Here is a 15,495-nt window from a genome sequence, read left to right on the forward strand (position 1 = left end):
ACGACACGCCAGTCTCAAAGTGGTTTTACCCATCTTTACTCAGCACGTTAGCGCTGGAGGTGGTTATTTCTTCTGCAGAAATCCGTTTCGCCAGTATGAACAGCGGTTTGCGACAATTTACCAGATCAAGCTCTTATAGGTTACTGAAAAATATTGCGTTATTACCATTCGAACGCTAAGAGTTATTTCCTGATCGTCATAAAACAGACTATAAGGCGAAGGAAATGAAACCACAAACACGCACTCACTTTACGCTCTCTTTGTTAACCGCAGGGATCCTGTGCGCCAGCACGGCAGCCTGGGCGGCTAACGTGCCGGCAGGAACCGCGCTGGCCGATAAGCAGGAACTGGTCAGAAACAACGGCAGTGAACCGGCTTCGCTCGACCCGCATAAAGTCGAAAGCGATGTCGAATTCAATATTATCAGCGATTTATTCGAAGGACTGGTAAGCGTCTCCCCGACAGGCGAAGTCCAACCCCGACTGGCGGAAAAATGGGAGAACAAGGACAACACCGTCTGGACGTTCCATTTGCGTCCGGGCATCACCTGGAGCGACGGCACGGCGATTACCGCTGAGGATGTGGTCTGGAGCTGGCAGCGCCTGATCGATCCGAAAACGGCTTCGCCTTATGCGAGCTATCCGGGCAACATGCATATCGTCAACGCGGCCGATATTGCTCAGGGGAAAAAAGCGCCCGATACGCTGGGCGTAAAAGCGATTAACGACACCACGCTGGAAGTGACGCTCACGCAGCCAAACGCGGCCTTCCTCGCGATGCTGGCGCACCCGTCGCTGGTGCCGGTGGATAAAGTGCTGATTGGCCGCTTCGGCGATAAGTGGACCAAACCGGAGCATTTCGTCAGCAGCGGGGCGTATAAGCTATCGCAGTGGGTGGTCAACGAGCGCATCGTGGCGGAGCGCAACCCGCGCTACTGGGATAACGCGCATACCGTGATTAACAAAGTCACCTACCTGCCCATCACGTCCGAGGCCTCGGATGTGAACCGCTATAAGGCGGGCGAAATTGACATCGTGTACACGGTGCCGATTAACCAGTTTGCCCAGCTCAAGAAAACCCTGGGCAGCGAGCTGGACGTTTCACCTCAGCTGGCGACCTATTACTACGAATTCAATACCACCCGGCCGCCGTTCAACGACGCGCGCGTGCGCAAGGCGCTGAACATGGCGCTGGATAAAGACATCATTGCCGGGAAAGTATTAGGGCAGGGGCAGCGCCCGGCGTGGCTCATCAGCCAGCCGGATATCGGCGGCGTGAAGCTACAGAACCCGGATTACGCCAGTTGGCCGCTGGACAAGCGCATCGCCGAGGCGAAAAAGCTGCTGAACGAGGCCGGATATAACGCCAGCCACCCTCTGAGCTTCAACCTGCTCTATAACACCTCTGAATCGCACCAGCGTATCGCGATTGCGGCCAGCTCCATGTGGAAGAAAAACCTTGGCGTGGAGGCAAAGCTGCAAAACCAGGAGTGGAAAACCATGCTGGATACCATGCACACCCACAACTTTGACGCGGTGCGGTACGCGTGGATTGCCGATTACGACGATGCGGCGACCTTCCTGAACAACTTCCGCACGGGCGACAGCGAAAACACCAGCCAGTACAGCAATCCGGACTACGATCGCGCGCTGCTCAACGCCGCAAAAGCCAAATCAGCGGAAGAGCGGAGTAAGTTCTACCAGCAGGCGGAAGATCTGCTGGGGCGTGATGTACCGGCCATTCCGGTTTATCACTACGTCCGTACGCACCTGGTGAAATCGTGGGTAGGCGGATTTACGCCGGATAAGCTGGGGTACTATTTCACGAAAGACATGTACATCAAAAAACACTAAGCCTGTGCTGATAAAATCGTCGATGTGTCGTCAGTTCAACCGATTAAACACGTTTTGACTATTTTTACAGCGAACGAGTGCAGCCACTCTTTACAGCACGCGGTGAGGTGTTTATAGTTCGCCTCACTTAGGAAGCGTGGCCGAGCGGTTGAAGGCACCGGTCTTGAAAACCGGCGACCCGAAAGGGTTCTAGAGTTCGAATCTCTACGCTTCCGCCAGATATAAGCCCCAGGTTACTCGTTAACCTGGGGTTTTTCTTTTTGGATTTGCCGATCTGCCTCACACTTTTAAGTCCCTGCCATTTCCCTGTAAAAAACAGGCGTTATCATTCATCCCGTAAATATATTGCTATCTCTTACCGAGGCTTTGATGCTGGAGAATGTTTTCATCAGATAATCAGTCTCCCGCCCTTTTCAGGACGGACTGGTTATCGCTGCGCTTAAACCTTACGCGCGCACCTGCGGGTGTGGGCTCGTTTTTACGCATGATGATTACACAGGTTTTCCAGTATGAATTTATCCCGTCAGGAACAACGTACCTTACACGTTCTCGCCAAAGGTGGACGTATTGTGCACGTCCGCGACAGCTCTGGCCGCGTCACTTCCGTTGAGTGCTATACCCGTGAAGGGCTGGTGCTGAGCGACTGCACGCTTAGCGTCTTTAAAAAACTCCGCACCAAAAAGCTGATCCGATCCGTGAACGGGCAGCCTTACCGCATCAACACCACCGGGCTGAACAACGTTCGCGCCCAGCTGGATAATCGCTAAGCGGAATAAACAACGCCACCCGCGGGTGGCGTTCATGCATTAAACGGTGCAATGCAGGGATATCGTTGCGGATGCAGGAATGTAGGCCGGGTAAGCGCAGCGCTACCCGGCAATAAAGGCGATGTTTAAGAGCGGATAAAGGCCAGAATGTCCGCGTTGATGGTATCCGCGTGCGTGGTATGCATCCCGTGCGGGAAGCCCGGGTAAATTTTCAGTACGCTGTTCGCCAGCAGCTTGTCCTGCAGCAGGGCAGCATTCTTATACGGCACGACCTGATCGTCGTCGCCCTGCAACACCAGAACGGGAACCGTGATGGTTTTTAAATCTTCCGTCTGGTCGGTCTCTGAAAACGCCTTAATCCCCTCGTAGTGGGCCTTTGCGCTACCGATCATCCCTTGACGCCACCAGTTCTGGATCGTCCCTTGTGAAACGTCCGCGCCATCCCGATTAAAGCCGTAGAACGGACCGCTGGCGACGTCGAGGTAAAACTGGGCGCGGTTAGCCGCCAGCGCTTTGCGGAAGCCGTCGAAAACCTCGATGGGGGTTCCGCCGGGGTTACCGTCCGTTTTGACCATCAGCGGCGGCACGGCGCTGACGAGCACCGCTTTGGCGACGCGCCCCTGCGGTTGCCCATACTGCGCAACATAGCGGGCGACCTGGCCGCCGCCGGTGGAGTGACCGACATGCACGGCATTGCGCAGATCCAGGCTTTCCACCACGGCTGACGCGTCGGCCGCATAATGATCCATATCGTGTCCTTCACTCACCTGGTCCGAACGCCCGTGACCGCGACGATCGATAGCGATAACGCGATAGCCTTCAGCGAGGAAGAAGAGCATCTGGTTATCCCAGTCATCGGCACTCAGCGGCCAGCCGTGGTGGAAAACAATGGGTTGAGCCTCTTTTGGGCCCCAGTCTTTGTAGTAAATATTGACGCCATCTTTCGTTGTTACGAATGCCATACCGCAGACTCCTCTGTTAAAGGCAAAACGTTCCCCGGCTGAGCGCACAGCGAATCATTAATGCCTTAATTAAGTTGGCTTTTTTCTGTTTCCCGTACCGACAGTACTCCTAAAGTGTAGGAGAAATAGTAAAAGCAGTCGGTTTCATTCCTGTGAAAGGGAGCAGGACAGCGTTCAGGGGGAGGGGGAACGAAAGAAGGCTCTGGAGCGATCCTCCAGAGCCTTCAGGGCAGCATTAACCGCAGGGGCGTTTAGCGGTTTTCTTCAATATAGCGTGCCAGGTCCGCCGGGGTTTTTAGCACCGTCGCCACGTCAGTTGGCGGGATCATGCAGCCGTAAACGTCCTGCACTTCCAGCACCATATCGACCGCCAGGATGGAGTCGAGAATGTCGGATTCAATCAGTTCATCGTGAAAGCCCACCTTACGGGATAACACTTTTTCGAACAGGGCGAGAATTTCTTGTTCCATAATTTTTCCTGGAGTCATTAATTTGTGCGGGCGTAAGCGTCCAGCAGCTTGCGGTCAATTTTGCCGTTAGGATTCAGCGGCAAAGCGTCTTTTACGATAATTTGTGAAGGCACCATATAGTGCGGAACGACCTTCGAAAGCGATGTTTTGATGGTGTCCGGCGCCATATCCGTCACGCAGAACGCGGCAATGCGCAGCACGCTGCCGCAGGATTTCATCAGCGGCAGGACCACCGCTTCGTTGATGCCGGACATGGCCAGCAGGCGGTTTTCAATCTCATTGATTTCAATACGGTAACCGTTCAGTTTGACCTGGCTATCGTTGCGGCCCTGGCAGTAGAGCAGCCCCGCTTCATAGCCCAGATCGCCGGTACGGTAGCCGCGAAACGCTTCATCTTCCCGACGGAGTAATTTCGCCGCGTTCTCCTGCGGCAGGCCGAGATAGCCGCGCATGACGTTTTTACCCCAGATAATCAGCTCGCCGTCGGCGGAAATTTCCATTTTGCTCTCAGGCATCATGACCCCCACCGGCAGCACGGCGCTGTCGCTGTTCAGGATCGCATCCGTGATTTCAACCACGGTCGTCGCAATCGTCGCTTCCGTAGGGCCATAGGAGTTAATGATTTTGGCCTGCGGGAAGCGGCGGCGAAGCTGTTTAACCAGCGCCTTATTGAGCACTTCACCAATGAAGATAAAGACGTTGAGCGCAGGCAAATACTCGCTGTTGAACTGCGGGGAAAGCAGCTGCTGGTAAGCAAAAGAGGGGGTCGAAACCCAGGCGGAGACCGCGTTGCTTTTCAGTCGCTCCAGCCAGTTCTCTTTCTGAATGTCTTCTTTGGCGTTCAGCACGATGTGTCCTCCCATCGCCAGATTCGCCAGCAAAGGGATCAGGGAGAGGTCAAAGCTGAATACCGCGTGGTTCATCAGGACCGGTTTTTCCGGCAGTGAAAAGTCCTGGCTGACCCATTTCATGAAGTGCCATACGCTTTCACGCCCAATCTGCACGCCTTTAGGTTTACCGGTGCTGCCTGAAGTAAACATGATGTAGGCCAGATCCTGCTCCTCCAGTACCTTGCCCGGTTCCCCGGTGGCGATGAACTGCCGGGTTGCGACGTCGTAATAATAAGGGGCGCTGGCCAGATGGCAGATCTCCCGAAGGCGCTCCTGCGGGTAAATGCAGTCCACCGGGATGTACGGAATGTTGTGCAGCAGGCAGCTATAAATCGCCACGGCGAACTCGGCCTGCTGGTGTCCGTACAATACGACCGGCGTACCGGCAACAGGCTGGCAGCGCTGATAGCGCTGCGCCCAGTCCGTCACGGCAGCGGAAAGCTGTAGCCAGCTTAAGGCTTCGTCGCTGCCGCTGATGGCCAGCTGCTGCGGGGAGGCGGGATCGCATAATGCCGCACGTAAGAAATCCTGCAGTTCCTGAAGATCGGAGTGATTTTTCATAGAGGTGACATTCCACTAAAGATGTAAAGGGATCCCGCGGCGCTTCCCAGCGTCAGAATTCGCCCTAAAAACGCAACGGCCGGATACTGCAAGCCGCGGTGCAATGCCGGGCTGCGTTTGGCTGACCACAGCAGCATATTGTGAGCGACGGAAATCGCGCCAAACAGCGCGCCGCTGATGACGTAATGGCGTTCCAGGCCATTCCATGCCCCCATGCAGAATAAGGTGCAAAAAATACCGATATTTTGCGCCAGCGTTTTGTTCTGACGGAAAAAGTTGAATTTCATCAGGTTCATATAAACGGGCATAAACACCACATCGCGCAGCCATTCAGACAAGCTGATGTGGAAGCGGCGCCAGAAATCCTGCGGGTTCTTTGCCAGAAGCGGCATGTTGAAGTTTGCCGGAATATTGAGTCCAAACAGGCGGCCTGCGCCGATGGCCATATTGCTGTAGCCCGCAAAATCAAAGTACAGGTAGGTGCTGTAGGCAATCGACATCACCACGCCCACGGTCAGCGTAAACGGCTTATGGCTCCAGGGCTGCACGACAAGCGAATCAATCAGCATGGCAAACAGGAACTTCTGGACAATGCCGGTAATGATTTGCTCTAACGCGACTAAAAACTGTTCGCGGTTAAGGGCAAATACGGGCTTGCTGACGTCACTCATCCATGTCCGCCAGCGGTACATTGGGCCGGCCAGGATAATAAAGGGCATAAACAGATAACAGAAATAGTGCAGGAAATTCTGACCTTCTTTTTTACTGCGATAGAGCAGCACGTCCAGCGCGCGGAACGTCATAAAAGAGAGGCCGATCATGCCCCAGTGGTTATTTAAATGTAATTTCACCAGCAGCAGCGGCAATAATGTCAGAACGACCGCCTGCCACGTTTTTAACCATCCCTTCTCTTTTAGCGTGGCAAAAACATAAAAGCTGAAAAAAACGGCGACGGGGACAATATAATCGCCCTGAAATATATATCCCCATCCCAGCGCCGTCAGCACCGATAGCGCAGATAACCAGGTCAGACGATGGCGTAATACGCGATTAACCAGCGCAAACGCCAGCGCGGATGAAAACAAATAAACAAAAAACATTCCTGAGCTGTACATCATTCGGCCTCAGAACTTTTGATATTCAAAATGCAGCTGCATACTCATGCTGTCATCGACAGAGGTCCACGCGACGATGGTGATCGCCAGCAGGAGATAAAGGAAAAAAAGACGGATCGCGATTTTCATCATTTAAAACTCTGTGCAATAAAGCGAATCATAGGAACCCAGGCCAGTTCGGAAGGGTGCAAACGATCCCAGTTCCAGCCATTCTGATAAGGCATGGCGTACATATCTAAATAAGGGATCTGGTTTTTTTCCAGAATGGTTTTTATTTGTTTATCAACCGGACGGAAGGTATCGGTATTGTAAAGCGCCCAGGGGTTAACCGGGTCGACGATAGCAATCACCTGCACGTGACGTTCTTTCAACAGCTGAACGGTTTTACTGAAAGCGGCGATTTGCGCAGGCACAACCGGCGTGTCGTCCCACTGCTGCGGCTTACCGTCCTCGTCGTAAATCGTTTTGTCCATCCACAGCGTAGCCGCGCTCTGCTGGCGTTTTTTATTTAACTCGCGCGCATTCGCCAGCTCTTTATCCCAGTCGGGGCAATGTGGGTTGTTGGCTGCTGCGGCCAGAGCTGTACCGTCTGGGGCGTGATGTTGAGCAGCGCCAGCCAGTCGTTTTTTATCAGGGTGCAGACGTTGGCAAACTGGAAGCTCAGCTCGTCCCACATCAGATCGGGGTGCCAGCCAAAGACGCGCATTTGGCCAAAGGTTAAATGGCTTATTTCTTTACTATCAATATGCTTTAAATAATTAACCAGCAGCGGGCGCGCCTGCGGATCCTTCATCAGCGGATTAAAAATAGAGCCGGGGAAATTATCGGCATAGATAGCCGGTGGCAGCCCTTTTGAGTAAAAGCTGTCAGGGGCCAGAAGCAAAACAACTTTACTGTTTGCGTTAAGGCTATTTTTAAAACGTGAGAACAGTAAAAATTGCGTTTCATCATCGACGAACGCATCGCCATACGCCACGACGGGTTTGTGCAATTGCTTATTAAAGTAATTATATACAGCGTAATGTTCATCTTCTGAGGTGGCAACCTCAGACGCCCCAATGAAGAAAATAGCATTCCCTTCTAAGGCATGGGAAATAGTCGCAATTTTTTCCGCTTGTTCTTTAGGCGTGCCCGCCATTGATTTAATCAGCGGCTGGAAGGTGAGGGGCGGATTGAAGCTCGTCACCAGCGGGTGAACACAGAGGAACAAAATGGCCAGGGTCGCCATCAGGATATGTAAGCAAAGCGTATTTTTGATTTTCATCATCAACCAGTAACACTGCATGGCAGTAATTTCTAAATCTGTGGGTACGCAGATTTATAACAATTACACAACAAATGACCGTTTATTTTTGTGGCATTCTATACCAGAGCGATTTAAAAGGATGAGCGTTGCTGTGTAACGGTATGTACAAGGGGGCTGTGACCGATGCGCGGCAAGCGTCTGGGTGATTTTTGCGCAGTCAAACGCCGGTGGGTAAAAATAGAAAAATTCCTGCTTTACAAGGTGCTAATAGATGTTTATAGTGCGCCTCACTTTGGAAGCGTGGCCGAGCGGTTGAAGGCACCGGTCTTGAAAACCGGCGACCCGAAAGGGTTCTAGAGTTCGAATCTCTACGCTTCCGCCAAATTCGAAACCCTGCGATAGCAATATCGCAGGGTTTTTTCGTTTTACAGGGCAATCACCAGCTCCCCGGAATGGCTCCGCGAACAGCACAGCGCGACCTGCTGGTCCGTCCCGCCTTTTTCCGCCTCCGACTGCACGCTATCCCGATGATCCACCACGCCGTCAATCACCGGCGTCAGGCACGCCCCGCAAATCCCCATTTCGCATGACAGCGGCACGTCTACGCCGTTTTCCTGTAATACCTGAGCGATGGTCTTATCCGCGGGCACCGGCCAGCGCTCCCCGGTCGAGGCGAGTTTGACCGTAAAGATCTCGCCCGCGTCATCGCGTGCGGCAGGGGCCGCGGGCTGAAACGCCTCGCTGTGAAGATGGCCATCATCCCAACCCCTTACCATCGCCACGTCTCGTACTTTTTCCATAAAACCTGCCGGGCCGCAGATCCAGGCGTGAAGACCCGCCTCAGCCGCCGGGAGATGTTCTGCCAGCGCCGTGCGCGGGCTGGCGGTATGAATGTGGCACTCACCGAACCGGGAGAGTTCGCGCGCAAACGCCGCGCTTTCGCGGCGTTTGACGTAATAGTGCAGCGTAAACGGCGTTCCGGCCGCCTTCAGCTGCAGGGCCATCGCATACAGCGGCGTAATGCCAATGCCCGCCGCCAGCAGCAACACCCGCTCAGCCTGATGCAGCGGAAACAGATTGCGCGGGGCAGAGATCGCTAATTTCTGCCCGGGTCGCAGCGTCTCGTGAACGTAGCGCGATCCGCCGCGCGAGGCGGTTTCCCTCCCAACGCAGATAAGATAGCTCTCGTCTCCACATGCCCCGGTCAGGGAATACTGGCGCACCGCGCCGCAGGGCAAGTGCACATCAATGTGCGCGCCGGGCTGCCACGCCGGCAGTACGCTCCTGTCTTCAGCCACCAGCCTGACGGCGAGGCTTTTATCGCCCTCGCGCCACAGCCCGTCAACAATTACGCTCAGCATATCGGCCTCCGTCATACGAGGAAAAATTCGCCAAAGCCCATCTTCTTCAGACCCCGACGGTAGGCAATTGAGCTTTTATCGGCGGGAATATGGGCTTCCAGCGTCAGATCCAGCGGCAGACTTTCCGGGCGCTGGGTTTCGACCATCAGGCGATCCTCTTCAAAAATGCGCAGGTTAAAGGCATGCACGTCCTCCACCGGAATATGCAGGTCAAAGTTACGCGCGATAGGGGCGAACATGCGGGTGACGCGCGATGACACGGGCGACGCGGCGTTCATGATCGCCAGTCTCGATTCTCCCGGAAAATGAATCGTCAGGGTGGCGGTAAACGGTAGATGCATTTCAAAATGGCGCAGCCACTGGAACCCTTCCGGCGCCTGCACGGGTGAACTGGCGGGATAGTTGCTCACGGTGCTCCAGTAATCGGCAACAAAACCGAACGGCGTCTCCTGCGGCTGATAGGCGGGCACAAGCTGGTTACTGGGATCGGCAAAGGTATCGGTGTGGATCCAGGCAAAGTGCGCCACGTCCAGAAACCCCTCCACCTGTCGCCCGGCGAAGCCGTTCACCTCAAACGCCGGGCAGTTGATCTGCTGAAATCCGTCGTCATCCCAGTGCGGCATGGTGGGCAGCGGTACAGGATTGTCCGGGTCAAACGCCAGGCAGGTCCAGATCAGGCCGAAGCGTTCCTCAACGGCGTAGTTAATCAGTTTCAGCTTCGCCGGAACGGGCTGGTCGGGGCTGGACGGAATACGGTTGCAGCGCCCGTCCTCCCCAAAGCGGAGGCCGTGGTAGGGGCAGATAATCCCGTGCTCGTCGTGGAAGCCGAGCGTCAGCGGCACGCCGCGGTGCGGGCAGACGTCACGGGCGACCACGACCTGGTCGTTAATCCGGTAAATCACCAGCTGTTCATCCAGCAGGGTCGCCTTGACCGGTGCCGGGCCAACGTCGCAGGCGCGCGCGACCGGGTGCCAGCATTTCGCCAGGCGCAGCCAGTCCTCTGGCTCAAACGTGCAGTGGGCGGGTGGAGTCGGTTCTCTTTTCATCGTTGTCCCTCTTGCGTTCAGCCTAACGGGCCGCCCTGAATGGTCTCGCACAGACCGTTGATGATGCGCTCCCCGGTCTCTTCTTTGAGCTCCTGATACCAGGCCTGCGTCAACGCCATGTCTTTCCCGTGGGTGACGTCGCAGCGTTTACGCGCCTTCAGCACCAGGTCGCGCACCCGGTCGCAGCGCAGCGCTTCGTACTGCCGCAGCGCCAGCGTAATGCTGTGGTTTTCTCGCAGGCACTCCCCCAGCACGACGGCATCTTCCATCGCGGCACAGCCGCCCTGGCCGATGTCCGGCGTGGTGCTGTGCGCGGCATCGCCGAGCAGCGCGACGTTGCCGCGCACCAGGCTGTCGAACGGTTCAATGTCGTGGATTTCAATGCGGTTGGTGGTCTCGGGATCCAGCGCCGCGATAAGCTTCTGCACCGGCGGCGCCCAGCCGCGGAAGTAGCCCGTGAGATCGGCGCGCAGGGTGGTGCGATCCTCCGCCAGGCCTGCGGGCAGCGGCACGTCAAAAAAGAAGTAAAAGCGTCCGCCGGAAACGGGCATCAGCGACACGCGTTTGCCTTCGCCAACGAAGGTGGTCCACTGGTGCGCCGGGGCGATCTCTTCGTCAATCTTCACCAGCCCGTTCCAGTTCACGTACCCGGCGTAGCGGCGCTCCGGGGTGTATCCCAGCACATACGGGCGAACCGCCGAGTGGCTGCCGTCGGCGGCAATCAGAAAATCGCCCACTGCCGTGGTGCCGTCGGTGAAGGTCACGCTCACGCCCGTGTCGTCTTCGCTTACGCGTTCGACGCGCTTGCCGAACTGCACCTTGTCGCGCCCCCAGAAGTCCAGCATTTCGCGCTGAAGTTCAGCGCGCGAGACGGGGCAGGGGCGCCCGCCGGTACGCTCAACCAGCGGGGCAAGGCTGAAGCGGGTCAGGGTCTCGCCGCGCCGGTAATCCTTGTAAGCCATAAAACGCATCGGCCCGCCGTAGGTCTCGATGATGTCGCCCATGCCGAGGTGCTGCATGCATTTCACGCCGTTAGGCCAGATGGAGATGGCCGCCCCGACGGGCCGGATCTCTTTGACGGCTTCAAACACGGTACAGTCGATGCCCGCTTTCTTCAGCGCGACGGCGGCGCTCAGGCCGCCAATACCCGCGCCAATGACGATTGCTCTCATGCTTCTCTCCTTTTGCAGGGTGTAAAGGTATTCAGCAATTTGCGTACCAGGCTGCAGAGTGGCGAAAACGGCGTTGTGAGAGGTGAGTTTGCACTGCTAAGGTGCGCAAACGCGGTGAGCGTGCCTTTTTTTGAATCAAAAATTTCCAGTTGAGCTATACGGAATCGACTGTTTCACGCCCGCGCTCAGAGTGGCGTGGTTTGTGCAACAACCAGGAAGAAGACAATAAAGGAGACACTATGATCGCACTGCACGACTTAAATCATCTTCCCCACGAAAAGGCCTTAGCGCTGATTCACCCCTGCGTGGCGCTCCCCGGCTGGGCCGATGCGCTGGCTCTGGGGCGGCCCTACGCCAGCCGGGACGAATTGTTCAGTACGGCAAACGCGCTGACGCAAGACTGGGACGAAGCGTCGCTGGCGCAGGCCCTGAGCGCCCATCCGCGCATCGGGGAAAAACCCGCAGGTTCACAGGCGGAGGCGGCGCTGTCGCGCCAGGAGCAGGGCGCGGTGAACGATCGCGATGCTGCCCTTGCCCAGGCGCTGCGCGAGGGCAATGCCCGCTACGAGGCCCGCTTCGGACGCGTCTTTCTGATCCGCGCGAAGGGCCGCAGCGGCGAGGAGATTTTACAGGCGCTGCACGCGCGGCTGGAGAACAGCGACGCGCAGGAAGTCCGTGCCGCGCTGGAACAGTTGCGGGAAATTACGCTGCTACGGCTGGAAGGAGTCATTAGCGAATGAGCACACTCAGCACCCATATTCTCGATATCTCGACGGGCAAACCCGCAGAGGGCGTGACGGTTCATCTACAACAGGACGGGAACACGCTGGCCACGGGCGTGACCAACGCCCAGGGGCGCATCGCCGCGTTCGTTCCCTCTCTGCCCGCAGGCCGCTATCGGCTGGTGGCCGAGATCGGCGCGTGGTTTCGCGAAACCGGTCGCGACACGCTCTACCCCTGTGCGCAAATTGATTTTGTGACGGGAGAAGCGGCAGGCGAGCACTTCCACCTGCCGTTTGTGATTGCGCCCGGCGGGTGGTCAACCTACCGCGGCAGTTGACCATACCCGCTCGCCGTTGACCCAGGTCTCGCTGATGTTGCGCTCGTCGCCGAGAGTCATCAGCACAAAAAGCTGCTCGTAGATATCCTGACAGCGGCGATTGCGCAGGCGCTGCAGCGGCGTCACGTCAGGGTCGATCACCACGAAATCCGCCTCTTTGCCGGGCGCGAAATTGCCAATCTTATCGTCGAGCCGGAGGGCGTGCGCGCCGCCCAGCGTGGCGTGATAAAACGCCTCGCTGGCGCGCAGGCGGTAGCTCTGAAGCTGGCCGACCTTGTAGGCCTCCCCCAGCGTGCGCAGCATGCTGAAGGTGGTGCCCGCACCGACGTCGGTGCCGATGCCCATCCGCACGCTGTGCTGCCAGCAGGCGGGCAGGCGAAACAGCCCGCTGCCGAGAAACAGGTTTGAGGTGGGGCAAAACGCCACCGCCGAGCCGGTGTCGTGCAGGCACTGCCACTCGCTGTGGTGAAGGTGAATCGCGTGTGCAAACACGCTGCGCTCGCCGGTCAGGCCGTAGTGGTGATACACGTCCAGATAGCGCTCGTGCTCCGGCCAGAGGTCGCTCACCCAGGCCACTTCGTTGGGGTTTTCGCTCAGGTGGGTCTGCATCCAGGTATCCGGGAACTCCTCTCTGAGCAGGCTGACCGCGGCAAGCAGCTCGGGGGATGAGGTCGGGGCAAAGCGCGGGGTAATGGCATAGCCCAGCCGTCCCCGGTGGTGCCAGCGCTGGATCAGCGCCCGCGTCTGCCGGTAGCTCTGCTTCGCGTCTTCGCTCAGGTAGTCCGGCGCGTGTCTGTCCATCATCACCTTTCCGGCGATAAGGCGCATGTTCAGGCGCAGGGCTTCGGTAAACAGCGCCTCGACCGATTCCGGATGCAGCGTGCAAAACACCAGCGCGGTGGTGGTGCCGTTGCTCACCAGCTGGTGAATGAAAAATTCGGCGATCTCTTTCGCGTAGGCTTCATCGGAAAACTGGCTCTCCACCGGGAAGGTGTAGGTGGTCAACCACTCCAGCAGCTGTTCGCCAAAGGCGCCGATCATCTCCGTTTGCGGATAATGGACGTGGGTGTCGACAAAACCGGGCAGCAGCAGCCTGCCGCGCAGGTCGGTGTAGCCCTTGTGGGGGTCAAGATACTGCTCGCCCTCCTGCCACGGCATGTGCGCCAGAATTTTCCCGCTCTGTATAAACAGCAGCCCGTCCTCAAGGTAGCGCGCGTGTTGGGCAATCGCGTCTGCGCTGTCGCAGACCTGTGCAATATCAAAAAATGCGCCGCGGATCGCTGTCTGGTAATCCATCATGGTTCCTGCCTTAGTGTTTGCGTAGCGGGGTGATAAGGCGCAGCAAGAACGGTGCCAGAATGAACGGGCCGCAGACACGCTGCGGCCGGAGGAGGGGGTTACTCTTTTTGCGTTGCCACGCGGGAGCTGAACGACGTCGCGCTCGCCGTCTCGCGGTCTTCCCGCGCCAGCCAGCGGTAGGTCACGCCGCCGAGGAAGACGCCGATAAACCAGCTGAAGTTCGCCACCTCATGCAGGGCCGGGATAAAGCTAATCACCAGGCCTACGGCAACGGACGGGATCAGCGCGCCAATGGCTTTCGGGTTAAAGCCGTTGCGGTACCAGTATTTGCCCTTTGGCGTGTCGTCGAACAGATCGTCGACCGACACCTTGCCGCGCTTAATCAGGTAGAAGTCGGCAATCAGAATGCCGAACAGCGGGCCGATGAACGCCCCGAGCACGTCCAGGGTGTAGTGGATAAGCTCCGGCGAGTTGAACAGGTTCCACGGGGTGAGCAGGATCGAGCCGACGGCGGCAATCATGCCCCCGGTGCGGAAGCTGATTTTCTGCGGCGAGCAGTTAGAGAAATCAAACGCCGGGGAGACAAAGTTCGCGACGATGTTGATCCCGATGGTGGCGGTGATCATCGTCAGCAGGCCAATCGCCACGGCCAGATCGTTGCCCACGCGGCTGACGGTTTCGATCGGGTCGGTGATCATGCGGCCAAACAGCGACTGGGTGCCGGAGACAATCACCACGGTGACGATGGAGAACAGCAGGAAGTTAAACGGCAGGCCCCAGCGGTTGCCGCGGCGGATCTCGCCCATGCTTTTGCCGTAGCGGGAGAAGTCGCCAAAGTTGAGCAGCGGGCCGGAGAAGTAAGATACCACCAGCGCGGTCGCGGTGATCATCTGCCAGGTCTGCTCGCCCGCGCTCAGGGATTTGCTGGCGAGAGTGAAGGAAATGCCGTCAAAACCGGTCTTGTATACAATCCAGCCTGCGAGGGCCAGCATCACCACGTAGACCGCCGGACCGGCGATATCAATAAAGCGCTTGATGGCGCTCATGCCGTGCCAGAAAACCATCGCCTGCAGTACCCACATAATGGCAAAGCAGATCCAGCCGAGATGCGACAGGCCCTGGAACGCGTCTGTTGTAAGCGAAGAGAGCGACGGCCAGAACTTCAGCGCCACCAGCATCAGGGCGTTGGCGGCCAGATAGGTCTGAATGCCGTACCACGCGAAGGCAATCAGCCCGCGGATCACCGCCGGAATATTGGCCCCGAAGACGCCAAACGCCTGACGGCTGATCACCGCGTAGGGCACCCCCGCCATCTGGCTCGGTTTAGCCACCAGGTTGGCGCACAATTGCACGATGCAAATCCCCACCAGCAGGCAGAGCAGCACCTGCCAGCTTGCCAGCCCGAGCGTAAAAAAGCTCGCGGCGACAACATAACCCCCCATGCTGTGAACGTCCGACATCCAGAACGAAAAGATGTTGTACCAGCTCCAGTTCTGGTCACGCGTCGGTGCCAGATCCTCATTGCAAAGACGTGGGCTGTAAACCGCACCGGAATCAGCGGCCGTACCCTGCTGCGCGTTTTGACTGTTTGGCATGAAACCTGCTCCTGTGAATGAAAACCCGTTGAGTGGGAGTGCAGACGGTGTTGCAGGATCCAGGCCAAAATAATAAATCTTGTATGCAATATTTTATT

14 protein-coding genes, 2 tRNA genes and 1 pseudogene are annotated in these 15,495 nt (G+C 57.1%); 6 read left to right on the forward strand and 11 right to left on the reverse strand.

Features of this window, described 5'->3' with window-relative positions:
• Positions 1–224: 224 nt before the first annotated feature.
• The 3 genes from ACJ69_RS03545 to ACJ69_RS03555 all read left to right on the forward strand — a co-directional run bounded on the left by ACJ69_RS03545 (position 225) and on the right by ACJ69_RS03555 (position 2,620).
• The gene (locus tag ACJ69_RS03545; RefSeq protein WP_059346447.1) at positions 225–1,853 is read left to right on the forward strand and encodes an ABC transporter substrate-binding protein; all 1,629 of its coding nucleotides are present in this window, start codon (positions 225–227) and stop codon (positions 1,851–1,853) included.
• 130 nt (positions 1,854–1,983) lie between these two features.
• Positions 1,984–2,071: transfer RNA gene (locus tag ACJ69_RS03550), tRNA-Ser, on the forward strand.
• A 291-nt stretch (positions 2,072–2,362) separates the two neighbouring features.
• Positions 2,363–2,620 (forward strand): YjhX family toxin, encoded by a 258-nt coding sequence (locus tag ACJ69_RS03555; protein WP_021240841.1) that lies wholly within the window; start codon positions 2,363–2,365, stop codon positions 2,618–2,620.
• 125 nt (positions 2,621–2,745) lie between these two features.
• Here the strand turns inward: ACJ69_RS03555 and ACJ69_RS03560 are convergent, their stop codons facing one another.
• From ACJ69_RS03560 to ACJ69_RS03580, 6 genes and pseudogenes are all read right to left on the reverse strand, one after another.
• Positions 2,746–3,582: an alpha/beta fold hydrolase gene (locus tag ACJ69_RS03560; RefSeq protein ID WP_054830320.1), complete on the reverse strand. Its 837-nt coding sequence runs from the start codon at positions 3,580–3,582 to the stop codon at positions 2,746–2,748.
• 251 nt (positions 3,583–3,833) lie between these two features.
• A complete protein-coding gene (locus ACJ69_RS03565) occupies positions 3,834–4,052 on the reverse strand; it encodes an acyl carrier protein (RefSeq protein ID WP_008499867.1) in 219 nt (72 codons plus the stop codon).
• Between the two features lie 17 nt (positions 4,053–4,069).
• Positions 4,070–5,503, reverse strand: coding sequence for an AMP-binding protein (locus tag ACJ69_RS03570; protein ID WP_059346448.1), 1,434 nt, complete (start codon positions 5,501–5,503; stop codon positions 4,070–4,072).
• Entirely contained in the window at positions 5,500–6,618 is a 1,119-nt protein-coding gene (locus ACJ69_RS03575) for an MBOAT family O-acyltransferase (RefSeq protein ID WP_029739922.1), read from the reverse strand. The genes ACJ69_RS03570 and ACJ69_RS03575 overlap by 4 nt, the downstream gene beginning before the upstream one ends.
• Positions 6,619–6,627: 9 nt before the next feature.
• Positions 6,628–6,750: a hypothetical protein gene (locus tag ACJ69_RS25885; RefSeq protein WP_023335174.1), complete on the reverse strand. Its 123-nt coding sequence runs from the start codon at positions 6,748–6,750 to the stop codon at positions 6,628–6,630.
• Positions 6,747–7,882: pseudogene (locus tag ACJ69_RS03580) on the reverse strand (D-alanyl-lipoteichoic acid biosynthesis protein DltD). The gene ACJ69_RS25885 and the pseudogene ACJ69_RS03580 overlap by 4 nt, the downstream one beginning before the upstream one ends.
• 276 nt (positions 7,883–8,158) lie before the next feature.
• Between ACJ69_RS03580 and ACJ69_RS03585 the strand changes: the two are divergent.
• Positions 8,159–8,246: transfer RNA gene (locus ACJ69_RS03585), tRNA-Ser, on the forward strand.
• A 43-nt stretch (positions 8,247–8,289) separates the two neighbouring features.
• Here ACJ69_RS03585 and ACJ69_RS03590 read toward each other — a convergent pair.
• From ACJ69_RS03590 to hpxO, 3 genes are read right to left on the reverse strand one after another with little or no spacing between them, the layout of a single operon-like run.
• Positions 8,290–9,225, reverse strand: coding sequence for a PDR/VanB family oxidoreductase (locus ACJ69_RS03590; RefSeq protein WP_054830321.1), 936 nt, complete (start codon positions 9,223–9,225; stop codon positions 8,290–8,292).
• Positions 9,226–9,236: 11 nt separating this feature from the next.
• The gene (gene hpxD, locus ACJ69_RS03595; protein WP_059346449.1) at positions 9,237–10,271 is read right to left on the reverse strand and encodes a molybdenum cofactor-independent xanthine hydroxylase subunit HpxD; all 1,035 of its coding nucleotides are present in this window, start codon (positions 10,269–10,271) and stop codon (positions 9,237–9,239) included.
• 17 nt (positions 10,272–10,288) lie between these two features.
• Positions 10,289–11,443 (reverse strand): FAD-dependent urate hydroxylase HpxO, encoded by a 1,155-nt coding sequence (hpxO, locus tag ACJ69_RS03600; protein ID WP_059346450.1) that lies wholly within the window; start codon positions 11,441–11,443, stop codon positions 10,289–10,291.
• A 239-nt stretch (positions 11,444–11,682) separates the two neighbouring features.
• On the opposite strand from hpxO, the gene uraD reads away from it, so the two are divergent.
• Both uraD and uraH read left to right on the forward strand, forming a co-directional pair.
• Complete coding sequence (gene uraD, locus ACJ69_RS03605; protein ID WP_059346451.1) at positions 11,683–12,183, forward strand: 2-oxo-4-hydroxy-4-carboxy-5-ureidoimidazoline decarboxylase; 501 nt, start codon at positions 11,683–11,685, stop codon at positions 12,181–12,183.
• Complete coding sequence (gene uraH, locus ACJ69_RS03610) at positions 12,180–12,503, forward strand: hydroxyisourate hydrolase (protein ID WP_059346452.1); 324 nt, start codon at positions 12,180–12,182, stop codon at positions 12,501–12,503. The genes uraD and uraH overlap by 4 nt, the downstream gene beginning before the upstream one ends.
• On the opposite strand, the gene guaD is transcribed toward uraH, so the two are convergent.
• Together guaD and ACJ69_RS03620 are read right to left on the reverse strand one after the other, a co-directional pair.
• The gene (guaD, locus tag ACJ69_RS03615; protein WP_059346453.1) at positions 12,483–13,802 is read right to left on the reverse strand and encodes a guanine deaminase; all 1,320 of its coding nucleotides are present in this window, start codon (positions 13,800–13,802) and stop codon (positions 12,483–12,485) included. The genes uraH and guaD overlap by 21 nt on opposite strands.
• Before the next feature lie 98 nt (positions 13,803–13,900).
• Positions 13,901–15,397, reverse strand: coding sequence for an NCS1 family nucleobase:cation symporter-1 (locus tag ACJ69_RS03620; RefSeq protein ID WP_059346454.1), 1,497 nt, complete (start codon positions 15,395–15,397; stop codon positions 13,901–13,903).
• Between the last annotated feature and the right edge of the window lie 98 nt (positions 15,398–15,495).

The organism is Enterobacter asburiae (assembly GCF_001521715.1).
In the GTDB taxonomy this organism is placed as follows: Bacteria; Pseudomonadota; Gammaproteobacteria; order Enterobacterales; family Enterobacteriaceae; genus Enterobacter; species Enterobacter asburiae.

Bases quoted from the DNA above. Each gene is read 5' to 3' on its own strand.
- ACJ69_RS03545 (WP_059346447.1), top strand. From the start codon at position 225: ATGAAACCACAAACACGCACTCACTTTACGCTCTCTTTGTTAACCGCA.
- ACJ69_RS03555 (WP_021240841.1), top strand. From the start codon at position 2,363: ATGAATTTATCCCGTCAGGAACAACGTACCTTACACGTTCTCGCCAAA.
- ACJ69_RS03560 (WP_054830320.1), bottom strand. From the start codon at position 3,582: ATGGCATTCGTAACAACGAAAGATGGCGTCAATATTTACTACAAAGAC.
- ACJ69_RS03565 (WP_008499867.1), bottom strand. From the start codon at position 4,052: ATGGAACAAGAAATTCTCGCCCTGTTCGAAAAAGTGTTATCCCGTAAG.
- ACJ69_RS03570 (WP_059346448.1), bottom strand. From the start codon at position 5,503: ATGAAAAATCACTCCGATCTTCAGGAACTGCAGGATTTCTTACGTGCG.
- ACJ69_RS03575 (WP_029739922.1), bottom strand. From the start codon at position 6,618: ATGTACAGCTCAGGAATGTTTTTTGTTTATTTGTTTTCATCCGCGCTG.
- ACJ69_RS25885 (WP_023335174.1), bottom strand. From the start codon at position 6,750: ATGATGAAAATCGCGATCCGTCTTTTTTTCCTTTATCTCCTGCTGGCG.
- ACJ69_RS03590 (WP_054830321.1), bottom strand. From the start codon at position 9,225: ATGCTGAGCGTAATTGTTGACGGGCTGTGGCGCGAGGGCGATAAAAGC.
- hpxD (WP_059346449.1), bottom strand. From the start codon at position 10,271: ATGAAAAGAGAACCGACTCCACCCGCCCACTGCACGTTTGAGCCAGAG.
- hpxO (WP_059346450.1), bottom strand. From the start codon at position 11,443: ATGAGAGCAATCGTCATTGGCGCGGGTATTGGCGGCCTGAGCGCCGCC.
- uraD (WP_059346451.1), top strand. From the start codon at position 11,683: ATGATCGCACTGCACGACTTAAATCATCTTCCCCACGAAAAGGCCTTA.
- uraH (WP_059346452.1), top strand. From the start codon at position 12,180: ATGAGCACACTCAGCACCCATATTCTCGATATCTCGACGGGCAAACCC.
- guaD (WP_059346453.1), bottom strand. From the start codon at position 13,802: ATGATGGATTACCAGACAGCGATCCGCGGCGCATTTTTTGATATTGCA.
- ACJ69_RS03620 (WP_059346454.1), bottom strand. From the start codon at position 15,397: ATGCCAAACAGTCAAAACGCGCAGCAGGGTACGGCCGCTGATTCCGGT.